Source organism: Micromonospora sp. WMMC241, assembly GCF_027460165.1.
GTDB classification, from domain to species: domain Bacteria; phylum Actinomycetota; class Actinomycetes; order Mycobacteriales; family Micromonosporaceae; genus Micromonospora; species Micromonospora humi.
The window spans coordinates 759,823-777,906 of the sequence record NZ_JAPZBF010000001.1; the positions used below are offsets into that span (position 1 = coordinate 759,823).

The 18,084-nt window shown below is 74.0% G+C and carries 19 protein-coding genes and 1 pseudogene; 9 read left to right on the top strand and 11 right to left on the bottom strand.

Annotation, left to right across the window (positions count from 1 at the left end):
- The first annotated feature begins 28 nt into the window (after positions 1–28).
- Positions 29–1,669 carry a hypothetical protein gene (locus tag O7598_RS03725; RefSeq protein ID WP_269690025.1) on the top strand — a complete coding sequence of 547 codons (1,641 nt, stop codon included), beginning with the start codon at positions 29–31 and terminating at the stop codon, positions 1,667–1,669.
- Here O7598_RS03725 and O7598_RS03730 read toward each other — a convergent pair.
- The 4 genes from O7598_RS03730 to O7598_RS03745 form a co-directional block, all read right to left on the bottom strand.
- Positions 1,666–3,498, bottom strand: a complete 1,833-nt coding sequence (locus tag O7598_RS03730; protein ID WP_269694723.1) for an ABC transporter ATP-binding protein — start codon at positions 3,496–3,498, stop codon at positions 1,666–1,668. The two genes, O7598_RS03725 and O7598_RS03730, sit on opposite strands and share 4 nt — an antisense overlap.
- Before the next feature lie 68 nt (positions 3,499–3,566).
- On the bottom strand, positions 3,567–5,381 hold the full coding sequence (locus O7598_RS03735; protein ID WP_269690026.1) for an ABC transporter ATP-binding protein: 1,815 nt from the start codon (positions 5,379–5,381) through the stop codon (positions 3,567–3,569).
- Positions 5,382–5,417: 36 nt separating this feature from the next.
- On the bottom strand, positions 5,418–5,930 hold the full coding sequence (locus tag O7598_RS03740; RefSeq protein WP_269690027.1) for a methylated-DNA--[protein]-cysteine S-methyltransferase: 513 nt from the start codon (positions 5,928–5,930) through the stop codon (positions 5,418–5,420).
- Positions 5,927–7,369 (bottom strand): DNA-3-methyladenine glycosylase 2 family protein, encoded by a 1,443-nt coding sequence (locus O7598_RS03745; protein WP_269690028.1) that lies wholly within the window; start codon positions 7,367–7,369, stop codon positions 5,927–5,929. Before O7598_RS03745 ends, O7598_RS03740 begins: the two co-directional genes overlap by 4 nt.
- A gap of 242 nt (positions 7,370–7,611) precedes the next feature.
- Here O7598_RS03745 and O7598_RS03750 point away from each other — a divergent pair, with 242 nt between their 5' ends.
- On the top strand, positions 7,612–8,088 hold the full coding sequence (locus O7598_RS03750; protein ID WP_269690029.1) for a hypothetical protein: 477 nt from the start codon (positions 7,612–7,614) through the stop codon (positions 8,086–8,088).
- Positions 8,089–8,357: 269 nt separating this feature from the next.
- Here O7598_RS03750 and O7598_RS03755 read toward each other — a convergent pair.
- Positions 8,358–9,128 (bottom strand): annotated as a pseudogene (locus tag O7598_RS03755) (EamA family transporter); the annotation flags it as partial.
- A 93-nt stretch (positions 9,129–9,221) separates the two neighbouring features.
- On the opposite strand from O7598_RS03755, the gene O7598_RS03760 reads away from it, so the two are divergent.
- From O7598_RS03760 to ychF, 3 genes are read left to right on the top strand one after another with little or no spacing between them, the layout of a single operon-like run.
- Positions 9,222–9,740, top strand: coding sequence for a MarR family winged helix-turn-helix transcriptional regulator (locus tag O7598_RS03760; protein ID WP_269690030.1), 519 nt, complete (start codon positions 9,222–9,224; stop codon positions 9,738–9,740).
- Between the two features lie 30 nt (positions 9,741–9,770).
- The gene (locus O7598_RS03765; protein WP_269690031.1) at positions 9,771–10,532 is read left to right on the top strand and encodes a peptidase E; all 762 of its coding nucleotides are present in this window, start codon (positions 9,771–9,773) and stop codon (positions 10,530–10,532) included.
- Positions 10,533–10,543: 11 nt separating this feature from the next.
- A complete protein-coding gene (gene ychF, locus O7598_RS03770) occupies positions 10,544–11,629 on the top strand; it encodes a redox-regulated ATPase YchF (RefSeq protein ID WP_091072016.1) in 1,086 nt (361 codons plus the stop codon).
- 73 nt (positions 11,630–11,702) lie between these two features.
- Here the strand turns inward: ychF and O7598_RS03775 are convergent, their stop codons facing one another.
- Genes O7598_RS03775 through O7598_RS03795 form a run of 5 tightly spaced genes read right to left on the bottom strand, consistent with a single transcriptional unit; the run spans position 11,703 to position 14,072 of the window.
- The gene (locus tag O7598_RS03775) at positions 11,703–11,960 is read right to left on the bottom strand and encodes a hypothetical protein (RefSeq protein ID WP_269690032.1); all 258 of its coding nucleotides are present in this window, start codon (positions 11,958–11,960) and stop codon (positions 11,703–11,705) included.
- 23 nt (positions 11,961–11,983) lie between these two features.
- Entirely contained in the window at positions 11,984–12,610 is a 627-nt protein-coding gene (locus tag O7598_RS03780) for an EndoU domain-containing protein (RefSeq protein WP_269690033.1), read from the bottom strand.
- A 10-nt stretch (positions 12,611–12,620) separates the two neighbouring features.
- Positions 12,621–13,346, bottom strand: a complete 726-nt coding sequence (locus O7598_RS03785; RefSeq protein ID WP_269690034.1) for a WXG100 family type VII secretion target — start codon at positions 13,344–13,346, stop codon at positions 12,621–12,623.
- 19 nt (positions 13,347–13,365) lie between these two features.
- Positions 13,366–13,680 carry a type VII secretion target gene (locus O7598_RS03790; protein WP_269690035.1) on the bottom strand — a complete coding sequence of 105 codons (315 nt, stop codon included), beginning with the start codon at positions 13,678–13,680 and terminating at the stop codon, positions 13,366–13,368.
- On the bottom strand, positions 13,680–14,072 hold the full coding sequence (locus O7598_RS03795) for a YbaB/EbfC family nucleoid-associated protein (protein WP_269690036.1): 393 nt from the start codon (positions 14,070–14,072) through the stop codon (positions 13,680–13,682). Before O7598_RS03795 ends, O7598_RS03790 begins: the two co-directional genes overlap by 1 nt.
- Before the next feature lie 296 nt (positions 14,073–14,368).
- On the opposite strand from O7598_RS03795, the gene O7598_RS03800 reads away from it, so the two are divergent.
- From O7598_RS03800 to O7598_RS03815, 4 genes are all read left to right on the top strand, one after another.
- Positions 14,369–14,887, top strand: coding sequence for a ribbon-helix-helix protein, CopG family (locus tag O7598_RS03800; RefSeq protein ID WP_269690037.1), 519 nt, complete (start codon positions 14,369–14,371; stop codon positions 14,885–14,887).
- A gap of 82 nt (positions 14,888–14,969) precedes the next feature.
- The gene (locus tag O7598_RS03805) at positions 14,970–15,809 is read left to right on the top strand and encodes a DUF4097 family beta strand repeat-containing protein (protein ID WP_269690038.1); all 840 of its coding nucleotides are present in this window, start codon (positions 14,970–14,972) and stop codon (positions 15,807–15,809) included.
- Positions 15,810–15,819: 10 nt separating this feature from the next.
- Complete coding sequence (locus O7598_RS03810; protein WP_269690039.1) at positions 15,820–16,755, top strand: ATP-binding cassette domain-containing protein; 936 nt, start codon at positions 15,820–15,822, stop codon at positions 16,753–16,755.
- Positions 16,752–17,555, top strand: a complete 804-nt coding sequence (locus tag O7598_RS03815; RefSeq protein WP_269690040.1) for an ABC transporter permease — start codon at positions 16,752–16,754, stop codon at positions 17,553–17,555. Before O7598_RS03810 ends, O7598_RS03815 begins: the two co-directional genes overlap by 4 nt.
- 26 nt (positions 17,556–17,581) lie before the next feature.
- Here the strand turns inward: O7598_RS03815 and O7598_RS03820 are convergent, their stop codons facing one another.
- Entirely contained in the window at positions 17,582–18,076 is a 495-nt protein-coding gene (locus O7598_RS03820; protein ID WP_269690041.1) for a GNAT family N-acetyltransferase, read from the bottom strand.
- Positions 18,077–18,084: the final 8 nt, after the last annotated feature.

Consider the following 18,084-nt stretch of genomic DNA (forward strand, 5'->3'; position numbering starts at 1 on the left):
CGTCCACGGATGCGGGGGAGGCACCACGATGGACGGAAGAACACGCACACCGGCGCTCGTCGCCGCCTCGGTCGCGGCGTTCGCGGTAGGGGCCTACTTCGGCACGCGGGGCCTCGCGGTGGCCCGCCAGGCCGGCTTCGCCGATCTCGCCCAGGGCTTCCCGACCGGGTCGCTGCGGGCCGGCGTGACGCTGCTCCCGTTGGCCGCCGGCGGGCTGCTCGCCGTGGTCCTGGTCGCGGTCGCCGTGGTCGACCGGTTGCCCGGCTGGCCGGTCGCGCTGACCGGGCTGGCGCTGGACTACCTGGCCGGCGGGGTGGCCTTCGGTCGCGGGGCCGGGATCGTGCCCCAGCAGCCGCTCACCGCCGAGCAGGTGTCGACCGTCCTCGCCATGGCGGTCGGGGCGGGGCTGGCGCTCGGCGGGGCGCTGTCCGCACTGGCCCGGCTCGGGCCGCCGCGGCGCTGGCCGGTCGCCGCGGCGCTCGCCGCCGGCCTGGTGGTGCATCCGGGCGTGGCGGACGTGTTCCGCCTCGCGGTGAGCGACGACTACCAGGGCGTCGAGCGGGCCTGGCCGGCGCAGGCCGGGGTCAGCGTCCTGGCGGTCGCGGTGGCCGCGGTGCTGACCCACCTCGACCGGCCCGCCGGCCGCGCTCCGGCTGGGCCGGCGCGGATCGGCCCCGTGGTGGTCACCGCGCTGGCGGCCGTGCTGACCCTGGTCGGGCTGGTGGTCCGCTGGTGGGTGGTGGACGTGTTCCGGCTCAGCCCGGACGGGCTGGCGGGGCCGCGGCGGGCCCGGTTCGTCGAGTCGGTCGCCTACTTCTCCCCGGTGGCCGTCGCGGTGCTGGCCGGTCTGGTCCTGCTCGGCTACGCCTACCGCACCGGCCGGGTGGTGGCCGCGCGCTGGGTGGTCCTCGGGTTCGCCGCCGGGCCACTGCTCTTCCTCGGGCTGCGGCTCATCTTCACCGGTCAGCGGTCGCAGGCGTACCTCGTGGTGCTGGCCGGCGTCGCGGCGGTGCTGGCCGGTGCGTCGATGGCCCGGTTGCGTCCGGGCCTGCTGCCCTGGGACGCGGCGGGCCTGCTGCTGGCCGCGTTGGCGGTGCCGCTCGCCGCCCCGGCGATCCAGGCCGAGTTGCCGGGCACCGCCAACCTCGTCGTGTCGCTGCCCTCGGCGGTCGGGCTCGGCCTGGCGCTCGGCTTCGGCCTGGTGCTCGCCTCCGCCGGCCCGAACGCGGTTCCCGCCGGCCGGGGCGTGATTCCCGGCCGCGATGCCGGTGCCGGCCCGGACGCCGGCACCGGTCCGCACCCCGCCGCCGGCCCGGACGCCGCTGTCGGTCCGCACCCCGCCGCCGGTCCGGACGCCGCCGCCGGTCCGGACACCCCCGCTCGCACGGACAACCACGCCGGTCGGGTCGACGGGGTCGACGCGGAGCCGGGGCCCGCGGCCGGGGTCCTGGCGCTCGGCGCGGCCGCGGCGACGCTGTCCGCGCTGGCACTGGCCCCGACGCTGCTCGTGGGCCTGAGCACCGCCCCGGCCGAAGGGGTGGCCCTGACCGTGCCGGTGCTGGTCGCGGCCTGCGCGGTGGTCCTCGTGCTGCTCTTCGGCTTCGGCCGGGCGGTCGACCGGATCCGGCGCGACCTGCGCGCCGAGGCCGCGGCCGGGTCGAACACCTAGAGCAGCGAGTCGCGCCACTGGCGGTGCAGCGCGGCGTAGCGGCCCCCGGCGGCGGCCAGATCGGCCGGCGAGCCGTCCTCGACGATCCCGCCCGCGTCCAGCACCAGCACCCGGTCGGCGATCTCCACGGTGGAGAGCCGGTGCGCGATCACCAGCGCGGTGCGGTCACGCAGCACGTTCCGCAGCGCCCGCTGCACCAGGCGTTCGGTCGGCACGTCAAGCGACGACGTGGCCTCGTCGAGGATCAGCACCCGGGGGTCGGCCAGGAACGCCCGGGCGAACGCGACCAGTTGCCGCTGCCCGGCGGAGAGCCGGCCGCCGCGCCGGTGCACGTCGGTGGCGTACCCGTCGGGCAGCGCGACGATGAACTCGTGCGCGCCGATGGCCCGCGCGGCGGCGACCACATCGGCGTCGTCGGCGTCCGGGCAGCCGAACCTGATGTTCTCCGCGACGGACCCGCTGAACAGGTGGGTCTCCTGGGTGACCAGCACCACCGCCCGGCGCAGTTCGGCGTCGGCCAGGTCGCGCAGGTCCACGCCGTCCAGGTGGACCGCGCCGGCGTGCGGGTCGTGGAACCGGGCCAGCAGCTTGGCCACCGTGGACTTCCCCGCCCCGGTCGGCCCGATCAGCGCTACCGTCTGCCCCGCCGGCACGGTCAGCTCCAGGCCGGACAGGATCGGCGTCTCCGGTCGGTACCCGAAGGAGACCGATTGGAAGGTCACCGCGCCACGCGGCGGCCCGGCGGGCAGCGGCGCCGGCCGGGCCGGTTCGGCCACCGCCGGACGCTCGTCCAGCACCCCGGCCAGCTTCTCCAGCGCCGCCGTCGCCGACTGGAGCGAGTTGTAGAACTGGCTCAGCTCCTCCATCGGCTCGAAGAACCGTCGCAGGTAGAGCAGGAAGGCGGCGAGCACACCCACCTCGGTGTGGCCGCCCAGCACCCGCCAGCCCCCGTACGCGAGCACCGTCGCGGCGGTCAGGTTGCCGATCAGCCGGATGCCGGGGGAGTAGACCGCGATCAGCCGGAACGCGCGCAGGCTGGCCCGCCGGTAGTCGTCGTTGACCGCGTCGAAGATGCGCTGGTTGCGGGACTCACGGCGGAACGCCTGCACCGCCCGGATCCCACGCAGCGACTCGACGAAGTGCACGATGACCAGCGCCACCGCCTCCCGGGTGCGCCGGTAGGCCCCGGCTGACGCCCGGGCGAACCAGCGGGACAGCCAGAACAGGAACGGGAACGCGGACAGGGTGACCGCGGCCAGCGGCAGGTCCAGCCAGAGCAGGATGCCCGCCACCGACAGCACGGACAGCACGGCCATGACCAGCCGGTCGATCCCGCCGTCGACCAGCTCGCCGATCGACTCCAGGTCGCTGGTCAGCCGGGACACCATCCGACCGGACGTGTAACGCTCGTGGAAGCCGACGTCGAGCCGCAGGAAGTGCGCGTACACCCGGCGGCGCAGGTCGAGCAGGACGGCCTGGCCGATCCGGGCGGCGAGGGCGAGGAACGCGCGCCGGGCCGCGTACTCGACGGCGGTGGCCACCACGAAGGCGGCGGCCACCGCGATCAACGGGCCCGCGTCCCCGGCCCGCAGTGGCGCGATGCCCCGGTCGATGCCGAGCATGACCAGGTACGGGCCGGCCATCGCGGCCGCGTTCTGGGCCAGCAGCAGCGTCACCGCCAGCCCGAGCGGACGCCGGTGCGGGCGGAGCAGCTGCCGCAGCAGGAGCCGGCTGCGGGCACGGAGTCGGGTCACCGCCGCGGGTGACGAGTCCTCGGCGCGGCTGCGGTCGGCGTCGGGGTCGGTGGCCCGCCCCCGCCAGCGCGACAGGTCGGGCTCGGAGTCGTCGGCAGGGGCGCGTGGGCCACCGGGTGGCGGGACCCGCGCGGCCCGCCGGGTCACGACCGCACCAGACCGACGCCACCGGCCCGGCGTTCCGGCTCGGCGGAGAGCACCGCCCGGTAGGCCGGCACCTCGGCGAGCATCTCCGAGTGGGTGCCGACGGCGACGATCCGGCCGTCCTCCATCAGCGCCACCCGGTCGGCCAGCGCCACCGTGGAGGGCCGGTGCACCACCAGCAGCGCCGTGGTGTCCCGCAGCACCCGGCGCAGCGCCGCCTCGACCAGCGCCTCGGTGTGCACGTCCAACGCGGAGAGCGGGTCGTCGAGGACCAGCAGCGCGGGCCGGCCGAGGACGGCCCGGGCCAGCGCCAACCGCTGCCGCTGGCCGCCGGAGAGCGACAGCCCCTGCTCGCCGATCCGGGTCGCCAGCCCCCACGGCAGCTCGTACGCGAAGTCCGCCTGCGCCAGCGTCAGCGCGGCCCGGATCTCCTCGTCGCCGGCGTCCGGCCGCCCCAGGGTGAGGTTCTCCCGGACCGACATGGAGAACAGGGTCGGCTCCTCGAAGGCCACCGCGACCAGCCGGCGCAGCGAGCCGAGCCGCAGGTCACGCAGGTCGTGCCCGTCGAGCGTGATCCGGCCGCCGGTCACCTCGTGCAACCGGGGGACCAGCGAGAGCAGCGTGCTCTTGCCGCACCCGGTGGCGCCGACCAGCGCGAGCGTCTCACCCGGCTCGACGGTGAGATCCAGCTCGTGCAGCACCGGGGTGGGCGCGCCCGGGTAGCGGAAGCTCACCCGCTCGAACCGGAGCCGGCCGCGGACCTCGGCGCGGCGCAGCGACCGGGCGTCCGGCGCGTCCACGATGGTCGGCGGCGTGTCGAGCACCTCCTGGATCCGGTCGGCGGCGGTGGCGGCCTCCTGCCCGTTCGCGATGATCCAGCCGAGCGACTGCACCGGCCAGATCAACATGAGCTGGAGGCTGACGAAGGCGACCAGCTGCCCGATGGTGAGCGCGCCCCCGGCCACGGCGGCGGCACCGGCCACCAGGACCGCGCCGAGCGTCAGGTTGGGCACCAGGTCGAACAGCGCTGACGTGCGGGCCAGCAGCCGGGCCTTGCCGACCCCGGTGTCGTGCAGCCGGTGGGCGCCGGCGGCGAACCGGGCGGCCAGCTCCGGACCGCGCCCGTACGCGCGCATGGTGCGCAAACCCTGCGCCGTCTCCTCGACCAGCGTGGCGACGTCACCCTGCTGGTCCTGCATGCGGCGGGAGGCCGCATGGTAGTGCCGGGCGAACCGGCGGCTGATCAGAAAGAGCGGAACGGCGCTGGCCGCGACCAGCAGCCCCAGCCACGGGTGCAGCCGGATCAGCAGCACCACCACGGCGGCGTAGGTGATCAGGTTGAGCACCAGGAAGAGCAGACCGAAGGAGAGGAAGCGGCGGATCACCGAGAGGTCGCTGGTGACCCGGGAGAGCAGTTGGCCGGACTGCCAGCGGTCGTGGAAGCCGGCCGGGAGCCGTTGCAGGTGGGCGTAGATGTCGGCCCGGATCGCCGCCTCCATGCCGACCGAGGAGGACGACTGCGTCCACCGCCGGATGAAGATCAGCACCGCCTCGGCGAGCCCGAGCAGCAGCGCGAGCGCGCCGAGCCGGAGCAGCCCGACCTCGTCGTGCCGGGCCACCGGCCCGTCCACCACCCGCTGCACCACCAGCGGAACGGCCAGGCTCGCCGCGGTGGCGGCCAGCGCCGCGACCAGCAGCCAGGCGAACTCCGCCGCATACGGACGCAGGTAGGGCCGCAACCGCCAGAGATTGTGCAGCGGCTGGGACCGGGCGTCGGGATGCGCCGCGGGATTGCCGTCGCTGGGCGCGGGCACCAACCGACGGTAGCGGCCTGGTGTGACGAAGCGGGGTCAGCTAGCCGTCACCCGTCCCTCATGCCCGAGAAGCCACTTCTTCACGTCCAGCCCCCAGCGGTAGCCGCCGAGCGAGCCGTCGGTGCGCAGCACCCGGTGGCAGGGGACGAAGAGCGCGGCGGCGTTGCGCGCGCAGGCCGCCGCGGCGCCGCGGACCGCGGCCGGTCGGCCGGCCAGCGCGGCGAAACCGGTGTAGGTCACCGGGTCGCCCGGCTTGACGTCGCGCAGCACCCGCCAGGCGTGCGCCAGGAAGACCCCGTCGGTGTGCTGCTCCACCTCGACCGCGTCGATCGCGGTCAGGTCGCCGTCGAGGTAGGCCCGGACCGCGGCGGTGACCGGGCCGAGGTCGGACCGCTCCCGCAGGTCGCCGCGCAGGCTGAGGTGCGTCAACGGCACCAGCGTCGCCGGGTCGGCGGTGAAGCCGGCGGCGCGTACCGCCCCGTCGGGGCCGGCGAGCACGCTCAGCGGGCCGGCGGGAGTGTCGATGACGGTGCTGTCCAACATGGTCATGCCGCTCTCCAGAGTCGGATCGTCGCGTACGACCGCCAGGGGCGCCAGCGGTCGGCGTGGGCGTGCAGGGTCTTCGGGTCGTCGGGCAGGCCGAGCGCGGCTGCGCCACGGCGTACGCCCAGGTCGGTGGCGAGCATGACGTCGGGGTCGCCGAGCGCGCGCATGGCCAGGTAGCCGGCCGTCCACGGCCCGACGCCGGGCAGCGCGGTCAGGTGCCGCACCGCCTCCTCACGGTCGCCGCCCGGCTCCAGGTCCAGCTCGCCGTCGGCGACGGCCCGGGCCAGCGCCCGGATCGTCGCCCGCCGGGCCCCCGGCATGCGGAACGCCTCATCCGGTGCCGCGAGCACCTCGGCCGCGCTCGGGAACGCCCGGGGCCCGCCGTCGGCGACCGACGCGTCGGCGCGCCGGACGGCGGCGAGCAGGTGGACGAGTGTGGTCCGGGCCGAACGGAGCGAGATCTGCTGGGTGGTGACGGCACGGACGGCCATCTCGAAGCCGTCCACCGCGTGCGGGAGCCGGACCCCGGGTTCGGCGGTGACCGCCGGGGCCAGGGCGGGGTCGCCGGCCAGCGTGGCGTCCACCGCGACCGGATCCGCGTCGAGGTCGAGCAGGCGGCGACACCGGGCCACCGCGGGGGCCAGGTCGCGCATGTCGGCCAGCCGCAGCGTGGCGGCCACGTGCCCGTCGACCGGGGTCAGCGCCACCGTGCCGGGCCCGTGCGGCAGGCGCAGGCCCCGGTGGTACGCCCCGCCGCGGACCTCCTCGACGCCGGGCAGCGCGCGCAGCGCGAGGAAGTCCAGCAGCGCGCCCGCGTGCAGCGGTGGCCGGTGGGCCAGGCGCAGGGTGATGGTGCCCGCCCCGCCGGTCGCCCGCAGGCGGCTCCGGCCGGCCCGTAGCTCGGACGGGGTGGCGCCGTAGACGTCGCGGACCGTGTCGTTGAACTGCCGCACGCTGCCGAACCCGGCGGCGAAGGCCACCTCGGCGAGGCCGAGCCCGGTGGTCTCGACCAGGATCCGGGCGGTCTGCGCGCGTTGCGCCCGGGCCAGCGCGAGCGGGCCGGCGCCCAGCTCGGCCCGGAGCATCCGGTGCAGGTGCCGCTCGGTGTAGCCCAGCCGGGTGGCCAGCCCGGGGACGCCGTCCCGGTCGACCACGCCGTCGGCGATCAGCCGCATCGCGCGGCCGACCAGGTCGGCCCGGACGTCCCACTGCGGGGAGCCCGGCGCGGCGTCCGGCCGGCAGCGGCGGCAGGCCCGCAGCCCGGCGCCCTGGGCGGCGGCGGCGGACGGAAAGAACCGGACATTCTGCCGCTTCGGCGTCATCGCCGGACAGGACGGCCGGCAGTAGATCCCGGTCGACGTGACACCGGTGTAGAACCAGCCGTCGAACCGCGGGTCGCGGCTGTCGACGGCCCGGTAGCACCGCTCGAAGTCCAGTTCCATGACACCGATCCTGCCTCGCAGGTCGGGCGCTCGGCTGGCGGGATTCGGACGTGACGTGCGGCAGTTCCGCCAGCTCGGGGAAGTGGTGGTTTCCCCGCCCTCCGGATGCCGCCACCTCGGCGAGCTGGCGTGGATCTTGCCGGCGGGCCGGGGAAACTGTCGTAAGTGGTCGGTACCGTCCCGCCACCAACTCAAGAAAAGGTGCGGGGCATGGCGAGCGTGGCCGGGCGGGGTGTCCGCTGATGCGATCGAGGCGAGCACGGATCGACGCCGCGGTGGTGCAGGGCTTCTACGACCGGATGCGGGCGGTGGCGCCGGCCGCCTACGGCGCGATCGAGCGGGACCGGGCCGACGACCCGGGGCGGCCCTTCGCCGACACCGCGTGCGGGCGGCTGGCCGGTTCGCTCGACCCGGCCGGGTTGCGGGCGCTCGGCATGTGGGCGCACCACTGGTGCATGCGGTTCTACGACGACGACACCCGGGTCGGGGTGCGGCTGGTCCGGGAGATCGCCGCCCGGTCCGGCCTCGGCTGGACCGCCGACGAGGTGCGCTGGCTGCTCGACCGCTCCCACGAGGCCGGGCCCGCCGCCGCGCACCGGTTCGCGCTACCGATGGCCGCCGCCGCCGAACTGCCGCCCGGCGCGCTGCCCGACCCGGTGGTCGACGCGGTGGCCGACGACGCCCGGCCGGACGAGTGGCGTCGGCTGCGGGCCGGCTGAGCGGGCGAAACCCCGACCTCGACCTCAGCGGGCCGTGCGCCAATCCCGGGCCGATCCGGCCGTGCGCCGATCCCGGCCCGATCCGACCGAGCCGGCCGTGCGCCGATTCCGGGCCGATCCGACCGACCGCCCAGGGCGGTCCGAGCCGGCCCGCCGGTCGCGGGCCGGTCGTGCCGGTTGCCGGTCGCGGTCCGGCCCGGGAGCTGGCCGAGCACCATGGCGGCGACGGCCACCGCGAAGCCGGCGAGCTGGACCGGCCCGAGCGTCTGGTCGAGCACGAGCCAGCCGAGCGCCGCGGCGGTCAGCGGGCTGAGCGCGCCGAGCATCGACACGCGGGACACCGGCAGCCGGGCCGCGCCGCGGAACCACAGCAAGTAGGCGAGCGCGGTGCCGACCAGCCCGAGCCAGGCGTACCCGAGCAGGGCCGGACCGTCCGGCGCGGGCGGCGCGCCCTCGACGGCGGCGGCGACCGGCACGATCAGCAGGCCACCGGCGACGAGCTGCCAGCTGGTGGCCGCCAGCGTGCCCACCCCGGGCGGCCGCCCCCAGCGGCGGGTGAGCACCAGGCCGGCGGCCATCGCGGCGGTGCCGGCGAGGCCGGCGGCGACGCCGAGCGGGTCGAGCCCGGCGCCCGGCCGCAGCACGACCAGCGCGACGCCGGCCGGGGCGGCCACGGCGGCGAGCAGGGCTCGTCGGCCGGGCCGGTCCCGGAGCAGGGCCACGGTGAGCGCCGCCACCAGCAAGGGCTGGGCGGCGCCGAGCACGGCCGCGGTGCCGCCGGGCAGCCGGTAGGCGGCGACGAAGAGCAGCGGGAAGAACGCCCCGATGTTGAGCGTGCCGAGCAGGGCGGCCCGCCCCCACCAGATCCCGCGCGGCCGGCGGCGGGTCAGGGCCAGCAGCAGCAGCCCGGCCGGCAGCGCGCGGAGCGCCCCGGCCCAGAGCGGCCGGTCGGCGGGCAGCAGTTCGGCGGTCACCAGGTAGGTGGTGCCCCAGGTGGCGGGCGCGAGCGCGGTGAGCGCGACGTCGGTGCGACGGTTCATCACGACCTCTTTTCACGACACTAAGTATCTTGGCACTAAGCTACTTGGTGTCGAGTGAAAGCGGAATGGTGCGGTACGGCACAATCGACAGCCGTGGCAACGGACGAGGTCGACGCGATCGTCGAGCAGTGGCGCCGGGAGCGGGCCGGCATGCGGCCCGAGCCGATGGCGGTCTTCGGCCGCATCTACCGGCTGGCCCGGCTGGTCGGCGACCGCCAGGAGAAGGTGTACGCCGGCTGGGGCATCGGCCGCGGCGAGTTCGACGTGCTCGCCGCGCTGCGCCGCTCCGGCGCGCCGTACACCCTGGCCCCGAAGGCGCTCACCGCCACACTGATGCTCACCTCCGGCGGGATGACCGGCCGGCTCGACCGGCTGGAACGGGCCGGGCTGGTGCGCCGCGCGCCCGACCCGGCCGACCGGCGGGCCCTGCGGGTCAGCCTCACCGACGTCGGCCGCCGGGTGGTCGAGGAGTCGGCGGAGGCCGGGCTGGAGGTGCAGCGCCGGATCCTCGACGCGCTACCCGCCGCCGACCAGGACAAGCTGGCCGACCTGCTGCGCACGCTGCTCGCCGCCGCCGAAACGGCGGAACCGGTCGCGGACGGGGCACAATGATCTCGACCGCCACCGGCCGGAAGGACGTCCATGCCCGCCTCTGAACCGACGATCGTCGCCACCAGCATGGGCTACTTCAGCCGGCGCCGGGGCCCCTGGGACGCCCGGCCCAGCCAGCTCTTCGACCACATGGCCGAGCTGGCGCAGGCCGGCGACGCGCCCAACGTCTGCTACCTCGGCCAGGCCGTCGGCGACCAGCCCACCGGCCTCACCGTGTTCTACGGCGCGTTCGCGAACACCCGGTTCCGCGCGTCCCACCTGGCGCTCTTCCCGATGCCCACCGTCGACGACGTCCGGGCCCACCTGCTCGCCCAGGACATCGTCTGGGTCGGCGGCGGCAGCGTGGCCAACCTGTGCGCGGTGTGGCGGGTGCACGGCCTGCCGGAGATCCTGCACGAGTGCTGGCAGGCGGGCGTGGTGCTCGGCGGGGTCTCCGCCGGCTCGATCTGCTGGCACACCGGCGGCGCCACCGACAGCTACGGCCCCGAGCTGCGGGCCTTCACCGACGGGCTGGGCTGGCTCCCGTACGGCAACGGCGTGCACTACGACAGCGAGGAGCAGCGCCGGCCGCTGATGCACAAGCTGGTCGCCGACGGCACGCTGCCGACCAGCCACTGCACCGACGACGGCGTCGGGCTGATCTACCGGGGCACCGAGCTGTCCGAGGCGGTGGCCGACCGGCCGGACGTGGCCGCGTACGAGCTGGTGCGCGCCGAGGACGGCACGGTGCGGGAGACCCGGATCGAGCCCCGGCTGCTGCCCGCCGGGCCGGACGGCCGGTCGACCGCGTAAGCTGGCTCGTCGTGAGTCTCACCATCGGCATCGTCGGCCTGCCCAACGTGGGCAAGAGCACCCTGTTCAACGCGCTGACCAAGAACGACGTGCTCGCGGCGAACTACCCGTTCGCCACCATCGAGCCGAACGTCGGAGTGGTCGGGCTGCCCGACGACCGGCTGGGCAAGCTGGCCGAGATCTTCTCCTCGCAGAAGGTGCTGCCGGCGCCGGTCTCGTTCGTCGACATCGCCGGCCTGGTCCGGGGCGCCTCCAAGGGGCAGGGCCGGGGCAACGCGTTCCTGGCCAACATCCGCGACGCCTCGGCGATCTGCCAGGTGGTGCGCGCCTTCTCCGACCCGAACGTGGTGCACGTCGACGGCAAGGTCTCCCCGGCCGACGACATCGAGACGATCAACACCGAGCTGATCCTGGCCGACCTCCAGACGCTGGAGAAGGCGCTGCCCCGGCTGGAGAAGGAGGCCAAGCTCCGCAAGGACCGGGCCGCCGCGGTCGAGGCCGCGAAGAAGGCCGCCGAGGTCCTCGACCAGGGCGTCACGCTGTACGCGGGCGCGGCCGCCGCCAAGGTCGAGCTGGAGCACCTGCGCGAGCTGCACCTGCTCACCACCAAGCCGTTCATCTACGTCTTCAACGTCGACGAGGCCGAGCTGGGCAACGCCGAGTTCCTCGACGAGCTGCGTGCCCTGGTCGCACCCGCCGAGGCGGTCTTCATGGACGCCAAGATCGAGTCGGAGCTGGTGGACCTGCCCGAGGACGAGGCCCGGGAGCTGCTGGAGTCGATCGGGCAGTCCGAGCCGGGTCTGGACCAGCTGGTCCGGGTGGGCTTCCGGACGCTCGGGCTCCAGACGTACCTCACCGCCGGCCCCAAGGAGGCGCGGGCCTGGACCGTCGCGGTCGGGGCGACCGCGCCGGAGGCTGCCGGGGTGATCCACAGCGACTTTCAGCGCGGCTTCATCAAGGCCGAGGTGGTCTCCTACGACGACCTGGTCGCGGCCGGATCGATGGCGGCGGCGAAGGCCGCCGGCAAGGTCCGGATCGAGGGCAAGGAGTACGTCATGCAGGACGGCGACGTGGTGGAGTTCCGCTTCAACGTCTGACTCCGGCCCGTTTTCGCAGGTCAGGAGGTTGACACGGTGCAGGGTTCGAGGGGCCCGAGCTACGCCTCGGCCGTCAGTCCGAGGTCCGGATCTGCTCCAGGTAGGTCAGAGGTTCCCGGAGGTACTCCATGAGCTCCCGCAGCGCGTCCTTCTCCGCCGCGGTGATCACGACGTCCTCCTCCGACAGGGCGCCGACGAGCGTCGTGATCGCCAGGTCCCAGGCCCCGGCGCCGGCGGCGCTCCGGACGATCGGCAGGTACTTCGGGCTGATCTTGGGTGCGACCTGGTCGGTGATCCGGCGGCTGCGCCGGAAGTAGTCGTTGACGTCCATGGGTCTCCCGTGGGGTTCGGTGGCTAGGCCGGATTGGTGGTGACGCCCTCGCCGCTGACGGGGTAGCCACCGGAGATGCTGCCGTCCTTGTCCAGGATAACGACGCAGGTGATGCCGTCGCGGGTACCGGTGACGACCCAGCCGTCGCCGTGGGGACGTGGCTGAGGGCGGCTGTCGGGGTTGGTGGCGATGCTCTTGAACCAGCCCTCGACCTGCGCCTTGGTGGTGCCGGGCGGGAAGAGCGTCTTGCCGGGCTGGGTGGACGAAGGCTTGTGGTTGCCATTGCCCAGGCCGTCGCCGTCCCAGATCTTGTCCATCGCCCCGTCGCCCATCTGACCGAAGCGGCGCATGTCGTACCTGGCGTCGGCGAAGTCGGGGTCGTCCCAGGGGTTGGTCCTCTTGGGCGCCTCGAGCTCGGATGTGTCGGCGTCCTTCGGGCGGCCCTCCTCCTGGGCGCGCTTGATGCCGTGCTGCTGGGCTGGTCCCACGCGCTTGGGCATCATTCCGGGGTTGAACTTGGGACGCTTGGGGCCGTCGTCGCCACCGCCGTGCGGTGGGGTGGGGCCTGAGGGGTGCTTGTGGAGGCCCGCCACAGCGAACAGGACCACCAGGACGGCGATGGTCCGCAGAACCGCCACGAGTTGTCGCATCGAGGGCCGCCTAGACGTCGAGAAGTGCGCGGAGGGCGGAGAGGCTGGCGATCAGGCCCATCAGCCAGCCGAAGATGCGGCCGGTCCAGCGGACGACGGCGACCGCGAGCTGGGAGGCGACCAGTGGTGTGGCGACGCCGAGCGAGAAGACCTCCTCGGCCAGCCACACCACGACCTTGGCGATGCAGTCGGCGACGAAGGCGCGCACGAACTCCCGCACGATCTGCACCAGGGTTCCCGCGCCACGGGTCGCGGCACCCATGCCGGCGGCCGTGCCCGCGAAGATCCCGGCGACGTCGATGTTGACGGCGAGCATGTCGCGGTAGGCGTCGGCGGCGGCGCCCTGCCATCCGTCGAGGTCGCCGACCAGCCGCGCCTTGAGGTCCTCGGCGATGGAGAACAGCTCATTGGCCATGTTGTCCCAGGTCATGGCGTGCGTCTCGATGGTCTCGGGATCACCGGCGAGCCAGTCGAGTGCCTGCTTCAGTGGCTCGACCTGCTCGATGGCCCACTCGATGCCCATCGACAGGAGCGTGCTGAACGGGTCGATGGCGATGGCCGCCGCGTCGAGAGCGGCGCCCATGCCCGCGATCGATCCGTCGATCCAGCTGCCGGAGTCGATGGCGTCCTTGATGCCCTTGTAGTCGTCCGCGAGCGGCAGGCCGGTCCAGCCGTCGCGGTGCGCGGCGCTGGTCGAAGGGATGTCGGAGGTCGTGGCGACCAGTGGGTTGCTCATGAGAGGACGCCGGGGCGGCTCAGGCCGCGGAGTGGAAGGACTTGAAGCCGTCGGTGGTCGACTCCTCGGCCCGCTGGTAGGCGTCGGCGGTTTTCTTGATTCCCGCGGCGAGCAGCTCGATGTTCTCGGCGAGTATCTCCACGCCCCTGTCCTGGTCCCGGTGGCGTCCCTCCAGGATGGGCGGGAAGAACTGGCAGAGCTGCCCGTAGGCATCGTCGGCCTGGAAGATGGTGCCGCTCGCGGCCTTGACGGCGGCGAAGCGGTCGTGAATGGCCAACATGGCCGCGGCGTGCGCGCGCAGGGCCTCGATGTCGACCTCGAACCCCCCGTACATCAGTAACGCCCCTCTTCGTCCTCGGTGTCGGCGGTCCGGAATCCGGCCAGCAGGGCCCGGCCGGTCGCCGAGTCGGTGCCGACCGTCTCCCGCACGACCTCGGCGGCGGCCTCGGCGAGCTTGACCCGCGCGTTTCGATAGGCGCCCATGATCGCCTGCTGCGTCTGCTCCAGGCTCATGCGCTGCACCCGCGCAGAGAGCCGGACGTCGGCCAACGCCCCCGTGGAGTCGACGGTGACCTCGACGCCCCCGGAGGCGTCGGTGGCCGTGACCCGCAGCGCGCGCAAGCCGGCACTGGCGGCCTGCGTGTCGGCGGCCCGGCGCGAGGCATTGGCCTGCCATGCCTCCAGGCGTTCCCGCGCATCCTCGACGTCCAACAGCGGGTTACCCATCGCGCCTCCGCTTCCGTTGCCGAGCAGGGATTTAGAGGCGTCAGTGTAGCCACGGCCCGCCACACAGGATTGCCGAGCGAATGCGGCCTGAGTCGTTGGTGATATCAGCTCGAAAGGTGGCACGGACATGGCGCCCGCTTCGGGCGGGCGGGCTGGCGATGGCACCAATGGCAGCACGGTGGTGCCATCCTGATATGACGCCTGAGCAGCGGTGATGCAGAAAAGAAGGTAAGCGTGTGCCAAAGTGATGCCATTAAGGCTTGCGGTGGTGCCACGGTGTGTGCCACAGTAGTGCCATGGACTTGACCTCGTATGTGAGCAACCTCGGGCGGGAGTTCGCCGCCCTCGCCGAAGCCGGCGGTGAAGAATCGCGTGCGCTGGTCGAGCGCCTGACCGGACCGCTGGAATCGGCGATCCGGATGACGCTGCTGGACGCGCTGTCGGCCGCCGCCGACGAGATCACCCGGGAGTTGGCGCCGGGTTCGGTGGAGCTGCGCCTACGCGGCCGCGACCCGGACTTCGTCGTGACGGTGCCGTCCGCCGAACCGCTCCCCGCCGCGCCCGAGGTGGGCGCGGCGCCCGACATCGACCTGCCGATCGCCGAGGACGGCCCGGTCGCCCGGATCAACGTCCGGATGCCCGAGCAGCTCAAGGCCGCGGTCGAGGAGGCCGCAGCCACCGAGGGGCGTTCGGTGAACGCCTGGCTGGTCCGGGCCGCCGCCGCCGGCCTGCGCGGCGGCGACCGGGATGCGCGCCCCGAGCCGCCCCACAGCGGCCGGCGGTCCCAGCAGCGGTTCACCGGCTGGGTGCACTGACCGCACCGCGCCGCACCACTTCTCCTCTCACGTCCCCCTGACCTGCGGGGACGACCCACCCACCCAGGATGCGGGGACAACCATGCCTGTTTTCGACACTCCCGAATCGATCTCCGTCACGATGGACCTCGGCGTCGCCTCGGTGCGGATCGCCGCTGGCGACCGCGCCGACACCGTGGTCGAGGTCCGCCCCAGCAACGGCGACGACGAGTCCGACGTGCAGGCCGCCGCGCAGGTACGCGTCGACTTCGCCAACGGCGCGCTCCAGGTCACCGGCCCGAGGCGCGCCTTCGACTTCTCGAAGAAGAGCAGGTCGGTGGACGTCTCCATCGACCTGCCGAGCGACTCCCGTCTCTCCGCGCACCTGCTGATGGGCGACGTCGTCGCCACCGGCCGGCTCGGTGAGACCCGGGTCAAGACCACCGGCAACGTCCGGCTGGAGCAGACCGGGCCGCTGCGCCTGCACACCGGCGTCGGCCGCGTCACGGTCGACGGCGTCGACGGCGACGCGGAGATCTCCACCGGCTCCGGCACCGTCCAGGTCGGCCGGGTCGAGGGCGCGGTGGCGGTCAAGAACTCCAACGGCGACACCACTATCGACGCGGCCACCGGCGACGTGCGGGTACGCAACGCCAACGGCGCCGTCGAGGTGGCCCGCGCCGGTGCGGACGTCGACGCGAAGACCTCCAACGGCGGCATCCGCGTCGGCGAGGTGGTACGCGGCTCGGTCGTGCTCGGCACCGCCATGGGCGATCTGGACATCGGCGTGGCCCAGGGCACCGCCGCGTGGCTGGAGGTGAACACCGGCTTCGGCCAGGTGCACAACCGGCTGGAGAGCACCGCCCGGCCGGGCGGGGCCGAGCAGACCGTCGAGGTGCGCGGCCGCACCTCCTACGGCGACATCACCGTCCACCGGTCCTGAGGAGGGCACCATGACCACGAATCAGATCGCCGTCACCGGGCTCCGGAAGTCGTTCGGCGACCACGTCGTGCTCGACGGCATCGACCTGCGCGTACCCGAGGGGACGGTCTTCTCGCTGCTCGGCGCGAACGGCGCGGGAAAGACCACCACCGTCAAGATCCTGTCCACCCTGCTCGCGGCCGACGGCGGCGAGGTGCGGGTCGCCGGGCACGACCTGACCCGCGAACCGGACGCGGTACGCGCCGCGATCGGCGTCACCGGGCAGTTCTCCGCAGTGGACAAGCTGCTCACCGGCGCGGAGAACCTGCGGCTGATGGCGGACCTGCACCACCTGCCCCGGGAGGAGGGCCGGCGGCGCGCCGCCGGGCTGCTCGAACGGTTCGGCCTCACCGAGGCGGCCGGCAAGCCGGCGTCGACCTACTCCGGCGGCATGCTGCGGCGTCTCGACCTGGCGATGACCCTGGTCGGCAGCCCGCGCGTGATCTTCCTGGACGAGCCGACCACCGGGCTGGACCCGCGCAGCCGGCGCGACATGTGGCAGATCGTCCGCGACCTGGTGGCCGGGGGCGTCACCATCTTCCTGACCACGCAGTACCTGGAGGAGGCGGACGAGCTGGCCGACCGGATCGCGGTCCTGGACCGTGGCCGGGTGGTCGCCGAGGGCACCCCCGACGAGTTGAAGCGCCGCATCCCCGGCGGGCACGTCCGGTTGCGGTTCGCCGACCCGCAGGCTCTCGACGCGGCCGTACGGGTGCTCGACCGGGCCACGCGTGACACCGACGCGCTCGCCCTGCGGGTGCCCGGCGACGGCAGCCTGCGCTCGTTGAAGGCGCTGATCGGCCGGCTCGACGACCGGGGCGTCGAGGTCGACGAGCTGTCCGTGCACACCCCCGACCTCGACGACGTCTTCCTCGCCCTCACCGACCGGAAGGTGACCACGTCATGAGCATCCCGATCCAGGCCGACCTGCGTTTCCACCCGCTGCGCGACTCGGTGACGATGCTGCGCCGCAACCTCCGGCGGATGCTGCGCTACCCGTCGATGACCGTGATGCTGGTCGGGATGCCCGTGGTGTTCCTGCTGCTCTTCGTCTACGTGCTGGGCGGCACGCTGGGCGCCGGGTTGGGGAGCGGCGGCGGGCGCGCCGAATACGCCAACTACGTCGCCCCCGCGATCATCCTGATGACCGTGGCGGCGACGGTCCAGGGCACCGCGATCTCGATCGCCATGGACATGACCGAGGGCATCATCGCCCGGTTCCGCACCATGCACATCGCCCGGGTCTCGGTGCTGACCGGCCACGTGCTCGGCAGCATGATCCAGGCAGCGATCAGCCTGGCCGTGGTGATCGGCGTGGCGCTGCTGGTCGGCTTCCGGCCCACCGCCGGGCCGGCCGGTTGGCTGGGCGCGGTCGGCCTCCTCGCGGCCGTCACGTTCGCGCTGGTCTGGCTGGCCGTCGCGCTCGGCCAGGTGAGCGAGAGCGTGGAGACCGCGAGCAATCTGCCGATGCCGCTGATCCTGCTGCCGTTCCTCGGCAGCGGGTTCGTGCCCACCGACTCGATGCCGGCCGGCCTGCGCTGGTTCGCCGAGTACCAGCCGTTCACCCCGATCATCGAGAGCCTGCGCGGGCTGCTGATGGAGGAGCCGATCGGCAACGACGGTTGGGTCGCGCTCGGCTGGTGCGCCGCCGTCGCGCTCGGCGGGTATCTCTGGTCCAGGCGACTGTTCACCCGCGAGTCCCGCTGAAACCGGCGCGAAGCCCCCGGTCCGCGTCAGCGGATCCGGGGGCTGCGCCGTTCGATGAGCGTGACGTCCCGCCAGACCCCGTGGTGCCGGCCGATCCGCTCCCGGGTGCCGACGACCCGGAACCCGCGGGCCGCGTGCAGGGCCAGGCTCGCGGTGTTCTCCGGGAACACACCGGACTGGATGGTCCAGACGCCGGCCGCCTCGGTCGAGGCGATCAACGCGTCCAGCAGGAGCCGGCCGACGCCGCGTCCCCGTGCCTCGGGGTGCACGTAGACGGAGTGCTCGACCACGCCGGCGTAGACGCAGCGGTCGGAGACCGCCGAGCACGCCACCCAGCCCAGCACCCGCCCGGTCGGGTCGAGCGCCACCCACCGCTGCCCGGGCAGCCGAGCCGCGGTGAACCGCTCCCAGTCGGGCGGCTCGGTCTCGAACGTGGCGTTGCCCTCGGCGATGCCGAGGCGGTAGATGTCCAGCACGGCGTCGGCGTGCGCGTCGGTCATCGCGGCAATGGTCACGGTCATCGACGGGA